Consider the following 19,531-nt stretch of genomic DNA (forward strand, 5'->3'; position numbering starts at 1 on the left):
ATTAGAACAGAACAAATTTAATGATTTCAATCTATGATATATCCAACAGATCAATTACGTATACACACTAGTTCAAAAATGGGTCAAAGAAATAGGGGGATTTAGGTATGCAGATGACAGTAAGAACGAAATTTATTGCGGTATTTGCAATCATCTTCTTGATGGTTGTAGGAATGAGCTGGACAGCTATGGATCGGATGGGTGCGTTAAAAGACATGAACAATAGTCTTGCCAACAACTGGATGATGGGGATTCAAGATATTGAGGAAGTACATTTTCATTCGGAACATTTGCTAACTTTGTACTATCAGAAGAAATTAGAGCCAGACGTGAAAAAGCATGAACCTATCGACAATGGTATGGCAGCAACGATTACACAAATCGACAAATTGTTAGGAAAATATAAGGATTCTGTGTCGAGTGAAGATGAAGGGGTACGTTTGCAAGAGCTTATCAAGAACTGGGATGGATTTAAAACATCATTTGTAGCAAACAAACAGTTATCAGGTGATCCAAGTAAAGTGAAGGAAGCGGCAGAGAGCTTGCAAGTGATGTCAGCGGCCTTCAGCAAAGCACAGAAATCCATGGCCGATATGGTTACCTACAACCAAGAAGGCGGTCAGCAAGGTGTAGTAAACAGTGTTAATGAATACAAACGAAGTGTAGTAATTGCTTTTATTGCCTTGGGTGTGATGCTTGTATTTATGATTGCAGCTTGTTATTTCCTCGTAAGCAACATTTCTAATCCTGTTCGCAAAGCATCACAAGCTTTAAATCGGATCTCCAAAGGTGATCTAACTGTTCCAACGATTGTTGTCAAAAATAAAGACGAAATCGGCCAACTTATCGGAGACGTGAACCAAATGGTGAGCCATCTTCGCCATTCCGTAGAACAAATGCTGCAAGCATCGACAAGTGTTGCCGCTTCCTCTCAGCAGCTGTTTGCCAGCTCGGAGCAGAATACCTCAGCGTCACAGCATGTTGCGGTATCGGTGCAGGATTTTGCTAATGGAGCGGATACGCAAGCTCAAAGCTCTGTGGAGTGTGGGAGAGCCATGGAAGAAATGGCAGCAGGAATTTCCCGTATCGCCGAAACAACAGCTGATGTATCAGAACTATCCATGACGGCTACGAACATTGCGGAGCAAGGCACACATGCCATGGAACGCGTCGTGAATAAAATACAAGCAGTCAGCACATCCGTAGATGCAGCGAATCAGGTGATTCAAGAACTTGAGAAGCATTCCCAAAGTATCGGCCAGATTTCCACGTTAATCGGGAATATTGCTTCGCAAACGAACTTGCTTGCGCTGAATGCAGCGATTGAAGCTGCACGTGCCGGCGAAAGCGGCAAGGGCTTTGCTGTAGTAGCTGGTGAGGTGCGTAAGTTGTCTTCCCAAACAGATGATTCCGTTCGTGAGATTTCTGAGCTTATTACGTCGATACAACGAGACTCTGCTCGTGCTGTTGGGGTTATGAACAATGGAAGAACAGAAGTGCAGGAAGGTCTACAAGAGGTCAGTGTTGCTGAGAAAGCATTTGGTCAAATCGTACAAGCCTCGCAAGAAGTAGCGAGTAAAATTCAAGAAACAGCGGCGGCAGCACAACAAATGGCAGCAAGTTCGGAAGAAGTGGCGGCTACTGTTGCACAAGTAGGTTTCGTTGCCCAGCAAACTTCAGGCACAGCGCAATCCGTTGCTGCAGTTACTGAGGAACAGTTGGCATCAGCCGAAGAAATCACAGCATCAGCCAAAAACCTTGCCGGAATTGCAACGGATTTGAATCAAGTGGTGGGTACTTTCCGACTTTCGTAAATTATTTTCAAAAAAAGTGGTGGAGAATCAGACTTTTCCGAAAGCTGGTGCGTCTAGTTATCGTGAGGGTAAAAAGCGACAAAAAACGATAACTCAGAAGGAGTGAATAGGAAATGAAAAAGAATCCATGGAATATGTTGAAAATGGGTGTTGTTGGTTGTGCAGTACTAGTAGGTGTGAGTGCTTCGGTACTTCCTGTTGCGAGTATGGCTTCAGCAGATACGGTTGTTGCTACATCGGCAACTAAAGCTGCTCCAGTTGTCATTAAAGAAGTAGTGCTTACGTCCAAAAGCACATACCTAACAACCAACATCAAAGTACCCCAGTTGACAGGTATGTTGGATACGAAATATCAAGACGAACTGAATGATATTATTCTATCGCATGCCAACAAAGATTTAGCTAGTTGGGAAAAAGATGCTGCCGATGCTGCTGCAGCAGCCAAAGATAAGGGATATACGTACCGTCCATATGGTCTTACGATTGTCTACACATTGAAATCGGACGGCTCAGGTCAACCTTCAGGTGTTGTTTCTCTTACCGTAACTACATACGGTGAAACGGGTGGCACAGGAATGCCTAGAGTGGATACGTATAATGTGCTGAATGCGGCAGCGGCGCAGCGTGTAACGCTGCAGGATCTGCTTGGTGCGGATTACAAAGCAACTGTTGATGCAGGTGTCATTGCCAAAATGAAAGAGGAACCGCAATATTTCTTTCCAGATCAATTTAAAGGAATTGATTCAGAGCAAGGTTTTTATGTAGAAAAAGGGGCAGCGGTTGTTGTGTTCCCGAAATATGCCATTGCAGCGGGTGTTGCTGGAAGTCCAGAATTCCGCTTCAACTTGCCTAACAATGTGATCATTAAACCGAATCCTACTCCGCAGCCTGGTACCGACAAAGTGAAAGTGGAATTGTCGACTGGCGATGTCGAACAGAATGCGGATGGCGTTTCACTTGTTCCTTTCCGTAAAGTAGCAGAAGGTTTGGGTTACACCGTGAAATGGAATCAAGATACGTATGCGGCAGAGTTGTCGAAAGGTGCGCAGTGGACGAGTGTGAGTGTGGGGAAAGACAGTTATTTCTATGCCAAAATGGCACCAGTTGCTCTAGGAGCGGCTCCGGTCATTCTAAACGATACGCTTTATGTGCCTACTAAATTTGTGACAGACATGCTAAAAGCGGAAGTGACAATTGATTCGCAAGGGATTCATATCGTACAATAATGGAGTGAAAAACAGGAATAATGAATAAAAATAAGCCTTCAGTTGCCGATTCAGGTGATTGAAGGCTTTTAACTAACACGTTACTGTAAGCGTTTGCATATACTAGAACATCCCGCATGTAGGAGGTGATCGGTATGTATCTCAAAAATAGTTTGTCAGCACTCATGGGGCTTTGGTTTCTGATGACGCCTTGGGTGTTTGGATTTGGGGATGTAACCAATGCGCTCTTCACCTGTGCACTGTTCGGAAGTCTGCAATTCGTAAGTTCGATGCTAGCTTTAGGAAAAACAGGGAAGCATATGTGGCAGAACTGGGTTTGTGTCGGCAGTGGTGTCGTTTTTATCGTATTCCCAAATGTGTATCACCTATCTTTCATAGCATTCTTCTCCTTCGTTGCACTTGGCTTTATGACGATTCTGATTAATTACGCCAATTTGTACCCGGACTCACAATAAATTCTTTAAGCGCCTATTGAATTTAGAAATCAATTATGTCATAATGAATTTATCGAATTGACAATATGAAGGATGCAAAGATCAAGTGCCTTAGCTGTCGTTCTACAGTTAGGCTTCTCTTTTTGCTAATCGATAAAGTCGTTATAATAATATTAGATATACAATATAAGGAGTGGTGAACATGAAAGCTTTCGTTCTGATTGATTATACGGTGGATTTCGTAGTGGGCAAGCTACCTTGCGGGGATCCTGCTATTGCGATAGAAACTCGGCTGTGCGAGTTAACCGAAAGTTTTGTTACCGAGAAGGATTATGTCGTGATGGCTGTTGATGTGCATATAGAAGGAGATCCGTTCCATCCTGAAACGGCATTGTTTCCACCCCATAATATACGTGATACGGATGGCAGGGAGCTCTACGGTTGTCTAAGAGAAGTACATGAAGTTCACAGAGCTGCGATCTATTGGATGGACAAAACGAGATACAGCGCATTCTGCGGGACGGATCTTGAACTGCAGCTTAGAGCTAGAGGTATTCAGGAGCTTCATCTAGCTGGTGTGTGTACAGATATCTGTGTCTTACATACAGCAGTGGATGCGTATAATAAAGGTTTCTCCCTCGTCATTCATGAGGATGCGGTTGCCAGCTTTGATGCGGAAGGGCATGTATGGGCATTGCGGCATTTTGAAAAGACGTTAGGGGCTAAAGTTGTTCGTGATTGGAAAAATTAAGTAAAATGATAAGATGGATGATGAATGGATGAAAGATGGGGAGGATGAAAGCGATGAATTGGCAAACCATGGATGCGATGACAAACTTAACGCTGCATACGGATAAATATCAAATAAACATGATGTACGCCCATTGGTTACAGGGGACACATACGGAGAGAGCTGTCTTTGAGGTGTACTTCCGCAAGCTGCCTTTTGATGGGGGGTATGCGGTCTTCGCAGGGTTGGAGCGGGTGATTCATTATGTGCAAAATCTGCATTTCGGCGAGGAAGAGATTGCTTATTTGCGTGAGCAAGAGGAGAACTATAAAGAAGAGTTCCTTGATGCGCTTCGTGCCTTTACATTCAAAGGCGATATCCAAGCCGTCCCCGAGGGAACGCTTGTCTTCCCAAATGTGCCGCTTGTTCGGGTGATCGGAAGCATATTCGAAGCGCAATTGGTCGAGACGACGATCCTCAACTTCGTGAACTTCCAGACGCTCATCGCGACGAAAGCCTCACGCATGAAAGGCGTTGCTCCGCACGATGTGCTGATGGAGTTCGGCACACGCCGTGCCCAGGAGGCTGACGCCGCCATCTGGGGCGCAAGAGCCGCTTATATCGCGGGGTTCCACGCGACATCGAACCTGAGAGCCGGGATGCTGTTCGGCATCCCGACCAAAGGCACGCACGCGCACGCGTGGGTGCAGGCCCACGACACGGAAGCGGACGCTTTCCGTGCGTACGCCGAGGCCCTGCCCGAGCAGGTCACGCTGCTCGTGGACACCTACGACACGCTGCGCAGCGGCGTGCCGAATGCGATTGCAACGGCGCGGCAGCTCGCGAGCCGCGGCAAGCGCTTGAACGCCATTCGCCTCGACAGCGGCGATTTGGCGTATCTGTCCCAGCAGGCGCGGCGCATGCTGGATGAGGCGGGCTTTCCGGAGGTGAAGATTGTGGCATCCAATGACTTGGATGAGCACATCATCGCCGGGCTGAAAGCCCAAGGGGCTAAGATCGACAGCTGGGGCATCGGGACCCAGCTGATTACGGCGGCCGACCAGCCGGCGCTGGGCGGGGTGTATAAGCTTGTTGCCCGTGAGAAGGACGGCACGCTCGTGCCAGTCATTAAGATTTCGGGCAACCCGGAGAAGGTGACGAATCCGGGCTTCAAGGAAGCCTATCGGATTATGAATAAAGCGACGGGCAAAGCAGAAGCGGACTATTTGGCTTTGCAGGACGAGATGGATATTCGGGAAGGACAGCGAATTAAGCTATTCGACCCCATCCATCCGTATTTGTTCAAATATATCGAGAATTATGAGGCGGTTCCGCTGTTGAAACCGATTTTTGAAGCGGGTGAGTTAGTCTATGAATTGCCTACCTTGGAAAACATTCGCGACTACCATGCCGAGCAAATGCAGACCGTCTGGCCGCAATACTTGCGGATGCTGAATCCTGAGGTGTATCGTGTTAATTTGAGCGCTGCCTTGTGGCAGCTGAAAATGGATTTGATTCATGCACATCAAGACTAGCCGGTCTTGATGTCAGCAATCGCAGGATTTTGGAATATCCGACTTCAGTGGTATGATTAATAGGAGCTACACGGTAAAGATGCGCTCTCATATTCTAATCTTATTCCGATGGAGGTTATTAACGATGTCTACGAAAGCGAATCAAGCATTGACAACTGGGGTTACGCTCAACAATGGCGTACATATGCCTTGGCTGGGTCTCGGCGTTTATAAAAGCAAGGAAGGTCAAGAGGTTATCGGAGCAGTTCAAACCGCTTTGGAGTTAGGTTATAGAAGTATTGATACGGCTGCGGTCTATCGCAATGAAGAAGGTGTTGGTCAAGGGCTGCGCCAAAGCGGCGTCCCGCGTGACGAAATTTTCGTAACCACGAAAGTGTGGAACGCGGATCAAGGTTACGAGTCTACGCTGCAAGCGTTTGATGCAAGCCGCAAACGACTTGGTTTGGAGACGATTGATCTGTACTTGGTGCACTGGGCCGTCTCTGCCACGTATCGCGAAACGTGGAAAGCGCTGGTCCACCTGTACAAAGAAGGGCATGTTCGTGCGATTGGCGTGAGCAATTTCCAAATCTCTCATTTGGAGCATGTCATTGAGGATACTGGTGTTGTGCCTGCGGTTAATCAAGTCGAATATCATCCAGAGTTGTCACAAAAGGAACTGCTCACGTTTACTCGTGAACATGGTATTCAATTGGAAGCGTGGAGTCCGCTTATGCAGGGCAAGCTGAACCAGCCTGAATTGGCACAGCTTGCAGCTAAATACGGTAAATCAGCAGCACAAATTGTACTGCGTTGGGATATCCAGCATGGTGTCGTGACGATTCCGAAGTCTGTGACGGAGCATCGTATTCGTGAGAATGCGGACATTTTCGATTTTGAGCTGAGTGCTGAGGATATGGCTCTGGTGGATGCTCTGAATATTAACAAGCGTATCGGTCCAGATCCGGATCATGTAACGTTCTAGTATGTTATTAATTGGCAAGAGGAAACGCCCGTTTGTGCGGGGTTTCCTCTTTTTTGTTTAATGATGAGTATCGATGTCGGAATTGGCTAGATGTGCTCATAGAGTCTCTCTTACAGTAGCTGGATTTCAGTCTATTCGGTTTCTTGGACCCTTGGTTCAAGAAAAAACCAAATAACGGGAAATTCTACAGTTATTATTGCTTAAATGACCTCAGATTTTCTAATAACTGTAAAAAATACAGTTGATTACGAGTTGAACCGTTGAAAAGGGCAAATAGCTGCGAATTAGATGGATATTTTCCATCTAATTATACAATTTGGTATAAATCAATAGAAATAGATGGATATTTTACAGTTATTGAAGGTCTGACTCGTCTAGAGTGCTCGTTTTCGCCAGTTGATGTCAGTTGTCCGGTGTCCGGTGTCCGGTGTCGGGTGTCGGGTGTCGGGTGTAAGGTATAAGGTATCAGATGTCAGGTATCAGGTGTAAGGTGTCAGGTATCAGGTATCAGGTATCAGGTTTCCGGTATCAGGTTTCAGGTTTCAGCTCTTCGCTGTACCCTAGCCAGTACCTTTTATCCAATTTCCCACCAATCGCGCCGACCTCCCTCCGCTCATTTCAACAAAGCTATCATCTGATACACCTCGCGGTGGTCACCGGGCAGTAAGAAATTCGCGACCTTCAGCTGAGAGGAACCATCGCCGTCAAGGAAAAGCCCATCGACTAGTTGTTTCTCCCCTACCTGCTCTTGTACCGCTGTACGGAACTCTTCACCCGTGCAAGGGGTAGGCGCAACTACCAGATACACGTTGTTCATTCGATCATACACAATACCAGAGCGCATGCGCTTCTCGTTAATGACAGGCATTTCTTCCGAAATGGCTTGCTCGGCCCAGCCCGTTGGATTCGTAAGCCCCATGCTTACGCCTCCCTGCGCCCAATATCGGGTGCGATCCAGCACCTGTAGCTCGCTAGCATTTTCGACAACTTGGACGGTAAAGGTTTGCGCCTTCTCATCCCACACAAGTGTTCCTCGTTTCCGATCCGTGTTGTACCAGCCCGAGCCGTAATCACCAGGTTGCCCCTTCACAGGCTGATCATTGGTTACGGCGATACTTAGCAAATACCCCTGCCAGAAGAATCCGCCATTAATCCCATTGTCCTGCCGATCAGTCACATTTGCCGTGATGGCTTTGAGTCCAATATTTTGAGGCGAAGTTTCAATAACGTGAAGAAGAACGCCGTTCGTTGCGGGTTTAATGCTATACGCGGCACTTGCTTTTGGGAGCGGTTGTGAAGTTGTGGTGTGAAGCCCCCAAATTAAGGTCCATACGAAACTGATGATTGCGATAAGTAGATAGATTAGTAGCTGAGCAGCACGCGCTTTGAAAAGGCGAATAAGGTCCATAGATTTCTCCATCCCAGCTGTAGTAGTCTCTTCCTTTCTATTAGTCTATGAAAAGAGCAGGAGAGATATGCCCATTTATCTACGAATAAATCTACGAAAAAAAACGCTTACGAAGGAATCTACCATTCGTAAGCGTTGGTCACGAAACACAACTATGTAACGATAAAAATTAAAAAATCGGTATGCGTGCCTTATTCCCATCTTTGGCATATAAAATCGCTTCTGAGCTGAATAGATCTACTCGCTCTAACGAATTAACTAAATTCATGGTGGTGAATTTGTTATGGCGAAGTGCGTTGATCAAAGAGGGAATTAACTTATGGTCCGTGCCGACGAAATTAACGGATATCGGCTTCTTATTAAATAAAATATTCATTCTCACTTCAACACATCTCCTTCTGATTTTGTTTCTAAGTAGATATTAAGATTATCATACCTTTCTCAATAAGTTCGTCGATTGGCGTTGTCGGAATTCCACTAGTTCTGTCAGTAGATATATGTTTCATCTAATAAGTTGGCTCTATTGCTCCGTAAACGCTCCAGCCCTTTGATAGACGGCGTAACCTTTTATTTTGTATGATAGGGTGAGTTACGTAAAATTTGGAAGCGGAGGGGGCTAGCTTTATGGAGTCTTCACATATTGTTATCGAAGCGGATGGCTTAATTAAAAATTATGGGTCCTTCCAAGCTGTAAGAGGCGTTAATTTCCAGGTCTATCAAGGCGAGGTATTTGGCTTGCTTGGTCCGAATGGTGCTGGGAAAACGACAACGATGGAAATGATCGAAGGGCTGCGGAAGCCTGACGGTGGACGCGCTATTGTGGCTGGATTTGATACACAGAAGGATTTGGGTAAGGTTAAGGAAGTCATCGGTGTTCAATTGCAGTCGACTTCGTTATTCGAGTTGTTGACCGTAGAGGAAATTATGAGGATGTATGCCAGCTTCTATCCGAGTTCAGTTCCGATTGGCCCGCTATTAGAAGATATGACGTTGGTTGATAAAAGAAACGGTCGTGTCAAGCATCTATCCGGTGGGCAAAAGCAGCGGCTTGCCATTGGTCTTGCGCTTTTGAATGATCCCAAGGTCATCTTCTTGGATGAGCCTACGACAGGGTTAGACCCGACAGCAAGACGAACGCTGTGGGAGATTATTTTGAAGCTGAAAGAGCGAGGCAAAACGATTGTGCTGTCCACGCATTATATGGAGGAAGCGCACGTGCTTTGTGATCGTATTTGTTTGATGGATCAAGGGAAAGTCGTCGCTTTGGATACGCCGCGTAATCTTGTGAGCAGCTTACAGTCGGATAGCGCGATTGAGTTTAGACTACAAGACTTGGCGGAAGCGGACAAGGCATCGGTTGTAGAGGAGCTTCGCGATATTCGTGAAGTCAAGGGCATTGACGTGCGTAAGGATGTGTTCGTCCTATATACGGATAAGTTGCAGGAGTCGCTTATTGATCTCGCCCAGAAAAGCGCTGGCGGCAGATGGCAATTGGCTGATTTGCAGACACGAACGGCTACGCTGGAAGATGTGTTTATCTCCATGACCGGAAGGAGCTTGAAAGCAGAATGAATGCTTATATTCAATTGACGTTAAGCCAGCTTCGGTTTTTTGTTCGTAATCGACAAGTGCTCGTATTCACCTTGTTCATGCCGCTTTTCTTCATGATTATGCTCGGTTCCTTTCTAGGAAAAGGAAATGATATCATCGTCGATGGCGTTATCATTGATCAGGATCAAAGTGCAGAATCCAGAGTCATGGTGGAGGCGCTGCAAACGAATAGTATTTTGAAACTTAAGTCATCAGATGATGTGGATAAGTCGCTAGAGCAGCTGAAACATGGCGATCAGAAGTTAGTTGTCGTTATTCAGAAAAATTACGGGCAAGCGGTAGGGTTGAAAGGAGCAGACAGTTCTAAAGCCAGCTTCCTTCAAGTTTACTATGACCAAACGAACCAGCAGAGTGCGCAGATCGGTTTGCAGACGATAGGGCAGGTGGCGGATGGCGTTTCCAAGCAAATGTCCAACTATATTCCGATTGTTAAAATTGAACCGGTTGGCGTGCAAGCCCTGCAGCTTCGCTACATCGATTTCCTTGTACCGGGTATTCTGGCCATGATGATCATGACCAACAACTTAAATGGCGTTTCGGGACAAATTGCTTCGTGGCGTGAGCGAGGTGTGCTGCGACGCATGCAGAGTACGCCGCTGAAGGCATCGACGTTCATTGCCGCGCAGATTACAGCACGACTTGTGATGAACACAGCGCAAGCCTTGATTGTACTGCTTGTTGGTGCTTTGATATTTGGCACACAGGTGAACGGCTCGTGGTTACTGCTCCTGGTGTTTATCGTCATGGGCATATTGACGTTCATGTCCATCGGTTTCATCATCGCCGGCGTGGCCAAAACCCCAGAGAGCGCCGGGCCGATTTCCGGACTGATCTCGTTTCCGCTCATGTTCTTGGGCGGCGTGTTCTTCTCGGTGTCCAGCATGCCGGAGTTCTTGCAACCGATCGTGAAATCGATCCCGATTACCCAGCTCAGCACTGCCCTTCGGCAGATTATGAATGTAGGCGCGGGCATCGGGGATCTGTGGCAGGAAGGGCTGATGCTGGCCATTTGGCTGGTCGTGTCGTTCATTGTGGCTACGTTTACGTTTAAGTGGGAGTAGGCGGTTGGGCTTGTCTTTGAAACCTGGCGATTGACTGCCATTGAGTAGTCTTAATAAGGGATCTATGTTGCCGAAAGGGAATGTAGATCCCTTATTTCTACTCGAACAGCTGCTTTGGCAGCTGAAGGGGAACGATAGTGCGCTATTTCTCGAAGCAGCGACGTTTTTACACCGAGTTTGCCTTAATAGCGCACCTACGTTCCGTTTCATCGCTATAATACCTGATTTCATGCAAATAGCGAACTTATGTTCCCTCGAATGGCCGCTGTTACCATTGTTAAGGGATCTGAGAGCTAACGGAAAGCCAAATCTCTCCGAGATTGGCTTTTTTCTTTTTAGAAGGGCGTTATGGCGTACCGCGGGTACTCTGCTCACAGTTAATAAATCCACAAACGATAAGCCATACTGTAATGGTGTAATGGTAAATTACCTACAATTAGGAGGACTTGAATGAGTAAACAACATTGGCAAATCCCGGCTACAGAGGGTCTCGGTCTCCAGCTCAATAAGGGCCAAGTGATTCGAGTTACCGATGTAGAGGGAGAACAAGTTGCCGACTTTGTGGCCTATCGTAAGGATGATAGTAGCGAGCGGCTTGACCCCAGCGTTACGATGGACGCTTTACATGCGATGAAAGTGAAACCCGGCGATACCATCTACTCCAATAAATATACCCCAATGCTCACGATTGTTAGGGATACGGTAGGACAGCACGATTGGATCAACTCGGCCTGTCGGCCTGAAATGTATGAGCTGCTTTATAATAAGCGAGACCACACCAGCTGTTATATGAATTTAAATGAGGCTCTGGCACCATTTGAGATTCCTGCCCCAGATCAGCATTATCCCTTTAATATATTTATGAACACCATCATTCAGCCATCTGGACAAATTCGTGTTGAGAAGCCTCTATCTAAAGCCGGAGATTATATCGAGCTTCGTGCAGAAATGGATATGGTTGTGGCTATATCTGCTTGTCCCTGCTCAGAAAGTCTCTGCAATGGATACAAATGTACACCTATTCGCGTTGACATCATTTGATCTTCTAATGGACTAGCGCCTCTCATACAATAACTTGTACAAGTTATTTGCTATTCAGGGGGCGAAGTCTATGGACGCTTTTATCACTTATGTGTTTCTTGGCATTTCGTTATCGGCGCCAATCGGTCCAATTAACGCTGCTCAACTCGACAAGGGAGCCAGATTTGGCTTTACGCAGGCGTGGTTGATCGGATTGGGCGCGATGTGTGCCGATTTGTTGTATATGCTGCTGATTTATTTTGGTTTAGCCCATTTCTTGACTACCCCGTTTATGAAAACATTTCTATGGTTGTTCGGCTGTTTTGTGCTTATCTACACGGGTATTGATACATTAAGAAACGTGAAGGTAACGCAAGAAGCTAACCCTCGTGATGCCCAATCCAGTGGTGTAAGCTCCTTCCGTTCTGGATTTATTATGGCACTTACCAATCCGCTAAATATCTTATTTTGGCTCGGCATTTATGGCTCCATTTTAGCCGAAAGTGTACAGAATTATGGACTTACCCAGGTGCTTTGGCATACCTCCGGTATCTTTGCAGGCATCCTTCTATGGGATGTTGCTATGGCTACGCTTGCCAGTTCCTTTCACAAATTCGGGAATCGCACTACCTTGCAAATCATTTCTATCATAGCTGGCCTTTCTCTCATTGGCTTCGGGATGTACTTTGGCTATCAAGCCTATAAACAGCTACTGGGTTAGTCAGCGGTTTTGTAAGTCGAATTGTAGCTCCTACCGGGATACTCACCCATCTAATCACCTTCGCATAGTATGCTTCGTACTTACGAAGGAGGTTATTACGACATGGCTGATTTATATGCCAAAGATTGGCTTGATACACATATCACCACCCTTGCCGCATGGCAGCAGGATGCCTTTCGTCAATTTGGAAATATGATCGCAGATCCAGATAATACGTACCCTTGTATACCCGGCCGCCAAGGATTCCTCACGAACAACCTGCGCTTTGGCTTTGCGGCAGATCCTAGAACAGAGCAAGCGGCCCTTGACGCAGTGGAGCTCTTGCAAGCATATGGTCGATGCTCACGGGAAACAGGGAAATTTGCCTCACTCGTTATATTTTTCCATACACCTGTAGACATGCTGAATAGCTTCTCTGTAGAAGACTATGAGGAGCTCTTTTGGTCTGTTCTAAGTGGGGTCAGCGCCAAAGATGAGGCGCCCTGGCCTGAACATATTTCGAAGGATCCTTCGCACCATTCTTGGGAATTTTGCTGTGATGGGGAGCCGTATTTCTCTTTTTGCGGAACACCTGCCCACCTGGTTAGAAAGAGCCGAATGTTCCCGCATTTCCTCGTTGCCTTCCAACCGCGATGGGTGTTTGAAGAAATCAACGATTCTACCCCTTTTGGACGCAATATGAAAAAACGTATTCGGCAAAAATTAGAGGCGTACGACAGCATCCCCGCACATCCTTCTCTGAAGTGGTACGGGCAAGAAGATAACCAAGAATGGAAGCAATACTTCTTGCGTGATGACGAAAGCGTCCCTTCTAAATGTCCTTACACGTATATGAAAAATAAACTAAAAGCCGTGGGCGTGCTATTTCATAAATAGGATATCGTTACGCAGGCTTTGTTCGTTCCGATTTATGCTTCATCCACCAAGTAATTAGGATAATCACCATGACGATGAGCAGGCTAGTCCAGAACCCAGGTCTTCCTGTTTTCTCCAAGAGTGAACCCGTTACTGCTGCGATGATAAGAAGGATAGCTGTCCAAGATTTCAGTTGTCCGCTAAGGCTTGGTCGAAGTTGTTTCAGATACGATGCGACGATTAGCGACCACGTATATAAGAGCACCAAGCCTCCAGCTGTGGTTATATGTTCAAAGATTTGGCTAGGCATCACCAGTGCTAGGACGATAGAAACACATAGGCCGATCATATTCACACCTAGAGCATATAGTGGTAGCTGCTTTTTGCCTTTCCTATTGGCCAGCCACGGCGGGGCATCACCGCCTTCCGCTAAAGCAACGAGCATCGTAGATACGCCATATAGCGAGGCAACGAGGATAGAAAATCCTGCAATAATTAGAACGCCATTCATTAAGTGCACGAGAATAGGCAATCCCATGATGCTCAGAGAGAGAAGCAGGGGGCTTTTATCAGGTGTTAACTGGTCTTTGGTAATAAAAAGAAGCGCTAAACTTAGAGATAACACATAGAGTACCGTGATCGTAAGGAGCATAAGTCTTCCAGCTTTAGAGGCTTCTTTGGGATTTTGCAAATGGATAGCCATAAAACCCATGACCTCTATACCACTAAACGCATAAAACGCATACAGGAGTCCCTTCCATGCGCCGGTCCAACCTGAACTAAACCAATGGGTCGTGCTGCCTTGAATAGTGTTTATGCCATGGCTTCCTTTAAAGAAAACGACGCCTGCAATGGCGATGAATAGGAATACGGCTCCCATTTTGACGATAGCGCATATATTTTCAGTTTTGTTAATTCCTTTCGAGCCTAGGATAACAACGAGGAGGGCAAGGAGCGAATAGATAGCGGTCAACAACCAGAGTGGTAGGTTAGGAAACCAGAATTGTGTGAAAATTCCTATTGCCGTTAAGGAACTTCCGAGAATGAGCATTTCTGAGGACCAATATAACCATCCCACACCAAATCCTGCCCAGCGGCCATATGCTTCCCTCACATAATTTCGAAATGACCCCTTTTCAGGGTTGGCCTCTGTCATCTGTGCTAAGGCATCATATACAAATAAGGTGGCTAGTGCTGCCAATAAAAATATGACGACAACCAGATACCCACTCTTATGGATGGCGATGCCAGAACCTAGGAAGAAACCTGTTCCAATCGTGCAGCCAATTCCGAATAATGTTAACTGCCACCAGGATAACTTGTCCGCGTTGTTATCGCTGTACGTATGCCGCAAAGTCACCATAAATGATTCACCACCTCCAAATCTCTGGCTAAAAATATGAGAAAGCCCATACAGCGGCCTTTGGGCCGATGCTGGGCTTCACAAGCTGCTAGCTAATGCACAGACGCTGCCCCTCTGTTATTCGGCGGCATTTGTGGAGCCCCGCTTGCGGGGACGAATGCTGTTAGCATGCTTTGCATATCAGAAGCTTCTAGTTGTGGCACCTGATAGTAGGCAAGTCTATTTTGATAAAGGAAGATTTCATAAGCCATTTCTATGAAATTTTGTACCTGAGAGGCTAATACACGCCGAACAACGGGATTCGTCACTTCTACGGCTGTCATGGTTAGCAACGACGCATGCGTTTTGATTAGACCGAGCATATGCCCGCTTATTCCCGCATCCTTCACATCAGCGAGTGATTGGTTAGGCTTTTTCGGGGCAGTTGGCTTAATGCCGTAGATCGGCTCCGATAATTGCCTAATCATATACGTGGACGTTTCTTGGCTCGGCTTTTGACCGGTTGTGAAACACTCAGCGGTTAAATTGTACTGGGCAAGTGTGAATTGGTATTGACGATCCAAAATGTCCAGCAGCTCGCTGTCTTGTACAAACTGTCTAAACATCATGAATTGATCCAGCACATTAATGGTACAGGCTAACACCTCATGTAAATCGAAAAGCTCATGACCGCCGTGGTTTGTACGCGGCGTAGTTTGCGTTGGATAATTGGGTTGTATTTGCTGTTGCATAACGAAGTCTCCTTTGGCGTTGAGGTAAAGTAACTTCGTTAATGTTGGTTTTAGTTCGTTGGTTTATACATGGCTATAACATCTATTGAAATTGCTCACTTATAAGGGAGCCGCGTGTGTAAAAGTTGGCAACGACTTACTTGATCGTGCTACAATTAGTAAATATCAAAGTAAAATCAGAAGGAGGCCCAACATCGTGTCAAATCCAGATGAGAAGAAAATCCACACCTATCAAGATTGGCTGACATGGGACGGGACATGGGAGTTAATTAATGGTAAAGCCTATAATATGTCACCAGCTCCGACATCATTGCATCAATATATTGTAGGAGAGCTTTATTTTGCTCTAAGGACTTTTTTACAGAATCGGAATTGCTTTGTTTTTGTGGCTCCATTTGATGTGTTTTTTAGCGAAAGTGAAGAATATGAGTCGCCTGATCATGTTACCCAACCCGATCTTTCCGTGGTTTGCTCGAAGGATCAGATTTCAAAAAGTGGCTGTCAAGGTGCTCCAACAATAATCATTGAAGTGCTTTCCCCTTCAACTGCATTGAAAGACTTTAATGAGAAGTTTAATTTATATCAGAAATATGGGGTACAGGAGTATTGGATTGTCGATCCAGGAAACCGAACGGTTCACGTGTATTCGCTGCAGGATGGCAACTACCAAGTTCGTCAACTGTATACGGAACAAGATACGATCCAGTCTTTCATTTTCAAAGATTTACAGGTGCCGTTAAATAAGTTATTTAGCCTAGAATAAGAGGAGAAGCTCTTGCAGCTCAGACTAAGAGCTCCGGATGGCGGAGGGGAATAAGGGATCTACGTTGCCGAGGAGGAACGTAGATCCCTTATTTGCTTTTAAATCGTGATTTTTGGGGAGTTGCGGAACGACAGTTCCCTATTTCTCACAGCAGGGGCATTTTTAAGCCGAATCTGCCTAAATAGCGTACCTACGTTCCGTTACCTCGCGAAAATGACTGATTTCATTAGAATAGCGCACTGACGTTCCGCAATATGTGGCTGCCCCGTCTAAGAGAAGTGGATTTAAACACTTATATCAAGATTTCCGCCTAAGTTCGGCTGCACACTGCGTTCAATCAATTGGACTACTTGCTGGCCTTGTTCGGTCATTTGCTCTTTCGCCATTTTCAAAACGCTTATTCCAACCGCTTGGGAAAAGTTGTTTTGGGCTGATATCATTGACATAGCTGCAATATCCATGGTGTTCCTCCTTTATTGCTGAGTATCTAACCATTTCTATATCGGAATATTAGCCTGCAATTTTTAGCGAAATAAGTACACAACGAAAAGCCCAACCCTTGAAGGGTTGGGCTTTCTCTTACAAAAACCTCCGATGATGCTTCTTCCCATCAAAACTAAACAACACCGGCTTATCCTCCACCATCGTATGCATATGAATGGTCTTACCCCACAGCTTGTAAATATACGGCAGCGTCCGTTCAACATATTTCAAATCCAGCTCCACGCCTTCAAAAGCGTGCTTCAAATACAGCTCCCCGTTGCGCTGATAGTCGCCATCCTCAACAACGATGTAAGGGAAGCCACCATTCACTCTGGAGTAAATGAGTTGATCGCGGGTATTTTCCCATGTCTTGTCTGTGATTTTCCACTCAGGGCCTTTCTTCTCAAACACGTACAGATCTAACTCTTCAACCAGTGGTTTATTCAAATAGTTGCGGATAAACGAGGTATCAGATTCATATTCGCGAACTTCGAAGATTTTCTTCCTGCCTTGACCAGGAACGCGTCCGAATCTGCGGATTTCTTCATCCGTCGGGGCATCCCAGTGTTTCTCGATGTCCTCAAATATTTTGACACCCAGATAATATGGATTTAAGGAATGACGGGAGGGAACGACGACAGAGGAGTTCAGCTTGGAGTACTCGATCGTTTCTTCCTCGGTCAAATCCATCTCACGCAGGATATGTTGATGCCAGTACGAAGCCCAGCCTTCGTTCATGATTTTGGTTTCGAGCTGCGGCCAGAAGTAGAGCATCTCATCGCGCAGCATGGTCAGGATATCCCGTTGCCATTCTTCCATGTAAGGGGCATTTTCCTCTATAAAAAGAAGGAGATCCTTCTCCGGTTTTGGCGGAAAACGCTTCGTATCTTCTTTATCCAATGAAACCAAAGGTTTATTGCGGCTATCTAAGTCCCATAAATCCTCATATCCGTAGGTGGCTTCGCCTCGAACGCTTGGTGTAGCTGCTTTGTTATTTTCTTGGCGTTTGCGAGTCTGGCCATATGTTAGTGTTAGTACAGGGTCAATGTGCTCTTGGATGGCGAGAACGGCATCTATGAATTGTTCGACCTCGTCGATGCCATGCTCAATTTCATATTGGCGGATGCGTTCAGCCGTAGCGGACATGCTTTCGACCATGTTGCGATTTGTTTTGGAGAAGCGTGCGTTATTTTTGAAAAAGTCGCAGTGGGCGAGCACGTGCGCGACGATGAGTTTATTTTGGATCAGCGAGTTTCCGTCTAAAAGGAAGGCATAGCACGGGTCCGAATTGATGACCAATTCGTAAATTTTACTAAGTCCAAAATCGTACTGCGTTTTCATACGATGAAAATTTTTACCAAAGCTCCAGTGACTATAGCGTGTCGGCATTCCGTAAGCACCGAAGGTGTAGATAATTTCTGCCGGACAGATTTCATACCGCATGGGAAAGAAGTCGAGCCCAAAGCCTTTCGCGATCTCGGTGATTTCATCAATGGCATATTCCAGCTTCTGGATTTCGGATTTACTCACTGTGCAGGCACTCCTTCCTGTTTGGTAAAAAAGGTTTTCAACGCTTTATACACTTCACCTTTTTCACGGATGACATAATGCAAGAATTTGGGATTATTGATATGGCGGAAAGCGGACATCAGCGTCGAGCTGCGATTATATTGATTCACTTCCCCATAGCCAAACATGTTCGAACGCTCCATTAATTGCGTAATCAGCTTCACACAGCGCTCGTTATCTGATGTTAAATTATCGCCGTCCGAGAAATGGAAGGGATAAATATTAAACTGAGAAGGGGGATACCTTTTATCAATAATATCAATGGCAGTTTGATAAGCTGAGGAGCAGATCGTCCCGCCGCTCTCGCCTTTCGTGAAAAACTCTTCCTCTGTCACCTCTTTGGCCTCGGTATGATGCGCGATGAACACAATCTCAACGTTCTCGTATTTCGTGCGCAAGAAGCGGGTCATCCAGAAAAAGAAGCTGCGCGCTATGTACTTCTCGAAGGAGCCCATGGAACCAGAGGTATCCATCATGGCAATAATAAGCGCATTGGAGTGCGGTTTTTCGATCTCTTCCCATGTTTTGAAACGCAAATCATCTGGTGAAATATGATGGATACCCGGCGAGCTGCCTCGCGAATTACGACGCATATTTTCGAGAATCGTCCGCTTCTTATCGATGTTGGACATGATCCCTTTTTTGCGTATATCGTTGAAAATAACTTCAGTGGACGTCATATTCCGCTTCTCTTTTTGCTGCAAATTGGGCAACTCAAGCTCAGAGAACAGCATCGCTTGCAGCTCTTCCATACTTACTTCGGCTTCGTAATAATCATCGCCGGCTTGATCGCCCGCGCCTTCGCCTTTACCTGGACCTTGCGCAGGCTGCGGGTCTGTTCCCAGCACATCGCCAACCTGCGAATCGCCGTCGCCTTGACCGACATGTTTGCCTTTGTTGAAGTTGTAGCGGAAGCGGTATTCGTCTAAGCTTTTTATCGGTACCTTCACGACTTGTTTTCCATTGGACATGACAATGCTTTCGTCTGTAACGAGATCAGGAAGGTTCTGTTTAATGGCATCTTTGACCTTCTCTTGATGTCTGGTTTGATCTTGGTATCCTTTGCGGTGGAGTGACCAATCCTCTTTGGAAACAATAAATAAGGGCTCTGTCATGGGGACACCTCCTTGGCGTTTATGATAAGCGGCAGCGCTAATCAGACATAGGGAAATAAAGCTTGTTATTAAATATATTCAAGTGTGCGGGGGATATGTGGTGAATTATAGTTCGAATTTATCTAAAA

The 19,531-nt window shown here is 46.0% G+C and carries 19 protein-coding genes; 12 read left to right on the forward strand and 7 right to left on the reverse strand.

What is annotated here, in order from left to right; genetic code table 11:
- Window positions 1–107 precede the first annotated feature (107 nt).
- The 6 genes from HQN88_RS11400 to HQN88_RS11425 all read left to right on the forward strand — a co-directional run bounded on the left by HQN88_RS11400 (window position 108) and on the right by HQN88_RS11425 (window position 6,703).
- Window positions 108–1,814, forward strand: coding sequence for a methyl-accepting chemotaxis protein (locus HQN88_RS11400; protein ID WP_173111165.1), 1,707 nt, complete (start codon window positions 108–110; stop codon window positions 1,812–1,814).
- Between the two features lie 113 nt (window positions 1,815–1,927).
- Window positions 1,928–3,040, forward strand: coding sequence for a stalk domain-containing protein (locus tag HQN88_RS11405; RefSeq protein WP_173111168.1), 1,113 nt, complete (start codon window positions 1,928–1,930; stop codon window positions 3,038–3,040).
- A 134-nt stretch (window positions 3,041–3,174) separates the two neighbouring features.
- Window positions 3,175–3,495 carry an SPW repeat domain-containing protein gene (locus HQN88_RS11410; RefSeq protein WP_173111171.1) on the forward strand — a complete coding sequence of 107 codons (321 nt, stop codon included), beginning with the start codon at window positions 3,175–3,177 and terminating at the stop codon, window positions 3,493–3,495.
- A gap of 181 nt (window positions 3,496–3,676) precedes the next feature.
- Window positions 3,677–4,225: a cysteine hydrolase family protein gene (locus tag HQN88_RS11415; RefSeq protein ID WP_173111174.1), complete on the forward strand. Its 549-nt coding sequence runs from the start codon at window positions 3,677–3,679 to the stop codon at window positions 4,223–4,225.
- 53 nt (window positions 4,226–4,278) lie between these two features.
- On the forward strand, window positions 4,279–5,739 hold the full coding sequence (locus HQN88_RS11420) for a nicotinate phosphoribosyltransferase (protein ID WP_420794148.1): 1,461 nt from the start codon (window positions 4,279–4,281) through the stop codon (window positions 5,737–5,739).
- Window positions 5,740–5,863: 124 nt separating this feature from the next.
- Window positions 5,864–6,703 (forward strand): aldo/keto reductase, encoded by an 840-nt coding sequence (locus HQN88_RS11425; protein ID WP_173111177.1) that lies wholly within the window; start codon window positions 5,864–5,866, stop codon window positions 6,701–6,703.
- A 613-nt stretch (window positions 6,704–7,316) separates the two neighbouring features.
- Here the strand turns inward: HQN88_RS11425 and HQN88_RS11430 are convergent.
- Window positions 7,317–8,111 carry a hypothetical protein gene (locus tag HQN88_RS11430; protein WP_246320167.1) on the reverse strand — a complete coding sequence of 265 codons (795 nt, stop codon included), beginning with the start codon at window positions 8,109–8,111 and terminating at the stop codon, window positions 7,317–7,319.
- A 169-nt stretch (window positions 8,112–8,280) separates the two neighbouring features.
- The gene (locus tag HQN88_RS11435; protein WP_173111184.1) at window positions 8,281–8,493 is read right to left on the reverse strand and encodes a hypothetical protein; all 213 of its coding nucleotides are present in this window, start codon (window positions 8,491–8,493) and stop codon (window positions 8,281–8,283) included.
- 242 nt (window positions 8,494–8,735) lie between these two features.
- Here HQN88_RS11435 and HQN88_RS11440 point away from each other — a divergent pair, with 242 nt between their 5' ends.
- From HQN88_RS11440 to HQN88_RS11460, 5 genes are all read left to right on the forward strand, one after another.
- Entirely contained in the window at window positions 8,736–9,683 is a 948-nt protein-coding gene (locus tag HQN88_RS11440; protein WP_173111187.1) for an ABC transporter ATP-binding protein, read from the forward strand.
- Window positions 9,680–10,783: an ABC transporter permease gene (locus HQN88_RS11445; RefSeq protein WP_173111190.1), complete on the forward strand. Its 1,104-nt coding sequence runs from the start codon at window positions 9,680–9,682 to the stop codon at window positions 10,781–10,783. The genes HQN88_RS11440 and HQN88_RS11445 overlap by 4 nt, the downstream gene beginning before the upstream one ends.
- 450 nt (window positions 10,784–11,233) lie before the next feature.
- Window positions 11,234–11,824, forward strand: a complete 591-nt coding sequence (locus HQN88_RS11450; protein WP_173111193.1) for a DUF1989 domain-containing protein — start codon at window positions 11,234–11,236, stop codon at window positions 11,822–11,824.
- A 70-nt stretch (window positions 11,825–11,894) separates the two neighbouring features.
- Window positions 11,895–12,524 (forward strand): LysE family translocator, encoded by a 630-nt coding sequence (locus HQN88_RS11455; RefSeq protein ID WP_173111196.1) that lies wholly within the window; start codon window positions 11,895–11,897, stop codon window positions 12,522–12,524.
- A gap of 102 nt (window positions 12,525–12,626) precedes the next feature.
- Entirely contained in the window at window positions 12,627–13,400 is a 774-nt protein-coding gene (locus tag HQN88_RS11460) for a YqcI/YcgG family protein (protein ID WP_173111199.1), read from the forward strand.
- 7 nt (window positions 13,401–13,407) lie between these two features.
- Here the strand turns inward: HQN88_RS11460 and HQN88_RS11465 are convergent, their stop codons facing one another.
- Both HQN88_RS11465 and HQN88_RS11470 read right to left on the reverse strand, forming a co-directional pair.
- Window positions 13,408–14,742 (reverse strand): amino acid permease, encoded by a 1,335-nt coding sequence (locus HQN88_RS11465; RefSeq protein WP_173111202.1) that lies wholly within the window; start codon window positions 14,740–14,742, stop codon window positions 13,408–13,410.
- Window positions 14,743–14,834: 92 nt separating this feature from the next.
- The gene (locus HQN88_RS11470; RefSeq protein WP_173111205.1) at window positions 14,835–15,473 is read right to left on the reverse strand and encodes a spore coat protein; all 639 of its coding nucleotides are present in this window, start codon (window positions 15,471–15,473) and stop codon (window positions 14,835–14,837) included.
- A 196-nt stretch (window positions 15,474–15,669) separates the two neighbouring features.
- On the opposite strand from HQN88_RS11470, the gene HQN88_RS11475 reads away from it, so the two are divergent.
- Window positions 15,670–16,236: a Uma2 family endonuclease gene (locus HQN88_RS11475; protein ID WP_420794147.1), complete on the forward strand. Its 567-nt coding sequence runs from the start codon at window positions 15,670–15,672 to the stop codon at window positions 16,234–16,236.
- 284 nt (window positions 16,237–16,520) lie between these two features.
- On the opposite strand, the gene HQN88_RS11480 is transcribed toward HQN88_RS11475, so the two are convergent.
- From HQN88_RS11480 to yhbH, 3 genes are all read right to left on the reverse strand, one after another.
- On the reverse strand, window positions 16,521–16,697 hold the full coding sequence (locus tag HQN88_RS11480) for a YjfB family protein (protein ID WP_173111208.1): 177 nt from the start codon (window positions 16,695–16,697) through the stop codon (window positions 16,521–16,523).
- Between the two features lie 118 nt (window positions 16,698–16,815).
- Window positions 16,816–18,249 (reverse strand): SpoVR family protein, encoded by a 1,434-nt coding sequence (locus tag HQN88_RS11485; RefSeq protein ID WP_173111211.1) that lies wholly within the window; start codon window positions 18,247–18,249, stop codon window positions 16,816–16,818.
- Complete coding sequence (gene yhbH, locus HQN88_RS11490; RefSeq protein ID WP_173111214.1) at window positions 18,246–19,403, reverse strand: sporulation protein YhbH; 1,158 nt, start codon at window positions 19,401–19,403, stop codon at window positions 18,246–18,248. The genes HQN88_RS11485 and yhbH overlap by 4 nt, the downstream gene beginning before the upstream one ends.
- Window positions 19,404–19,531 lie beyond the last annotated feature (128 nt).

Origin of the sequence: Paenibacillus qinlingensis, assembly GCF_013204845.1 — a bacterium.
In the GTDB taxonomy this organism is placed as follows: Bacteria; Bacillota; Bacilli; order Paenibacillales; family NBRC-103111; genus Paenibacillus_E; species Paenibacillus_E qinlingensis.

Bases quoted from the DNA above. Each gene is read 5' to 3' on its own strand.
- HQN88_RS11400 (WP_173111165.1), top strand. From the start codon at position 108: ATGCAGATGACAGTAAGAACGAAATTTATTGCGGTATTTGCAATCATC.
- HQN88_RS11455 (WP_173111196.1), top strand. From the start codon at position 11,895: ATGGACGCTTTTATCACTTATGTGTTTCTTGGCATTTCGTTATCGGCG.
- HQN88_RS11410 (WP_173111171.1), top strand. From the start codon at position 3,175: ATGTATCTCAAAAATAGTTTGTCAGCACTCATGGGGCTTTGGTTTCTG.
- HQN88_RS11465 (WP_173111202.1), bottom strand. From the start codon at position 14,742: ATGGTGACTTTGCGGCATACGTACAGCGATAACAACGCGGACAAGTTA.
- HQN88_RS11480 (WP_173111208.1), bottom strand. From the start codon at position 16,697: ATGGATATTGCAGCTATGTCAATGATATCAGCCCAAAACAACTTTTCC.
- HQN88_RS11470 (WP_173111205.1), bottom strand. From the start codon at position 15,473: ATGCAACAGCAAATACAACCCAATTATCCAACGCAAACTACGCCGCGT.
- HQN88_RS11420 (WP_420794148.1), top strand. From the start codon at position 4,279: ATGAATTGGCAAACCATGGATGCGATGACAAACTTAACGCTGCATACG.
- HQN88_RS11415 (WP_173111174.1), top strand. From the start codon at position 3,677: ATGAAAGCTTTCGTTCTGATTGATTATACGGTGGATTTCGTAGTGGGC.
- HQN88_RS11425 (WP_173111177.1), top strand. From the start codon at position 5,864: ATGTCTACGAAAGCGAATCAAGCATTGACAACTGGGGTTACGCTCAAC.
- HQN88_RS11430 (WP_246320167.1), bottom strand. From the start codon at position 8,111: ATGGACCTTATTCGCCTTTTCAAAGCGCGTGCTGCTCAGCTACTAATC.
- yhbH (WP_173111214.1), bottom strand. From the start codon at position 19,403: ATGACAGAGCCCTTATTTATTGTTTCCAAAGAGGATTGGTCACTCCAC.
- HQN88_RS11445 (WP_173111190.1), top strand. From the start codon at position 9,680: ATGAATGCTTATATTCAATTGACGTTAAGCCAGCTTCGGTTTTTTGTT.
- HQN88_RS11440 (WP_173111187.1), top strand. From the start codon at position 8,736: ATGGAGTCTTCACATATTGTTATCGAAGCGGATGGCTTAATTAAAAAT.
- HQN88_RS11460 (WP_173111199.1), top strand. From the start codon at position 12,627: ATGGCTGATTTATATGCCAAAGATTGGCTTGATACACATATCACCACC.
- HQN88_RS11405 (WP_173111168.1), top strand. From the start codon at position 1,928: ATGAAAAAGAATCCATGGAATATGTTGAAAATGGGTGTTGTTGGTTGT.
- HQN88_RS11450 (WP_173111193.1), top strand. From the start codon at position 11,234: ATGAGTAAACAACATTGGCAAATCCCGGCTACAGAGGGTCTCGGTCTC.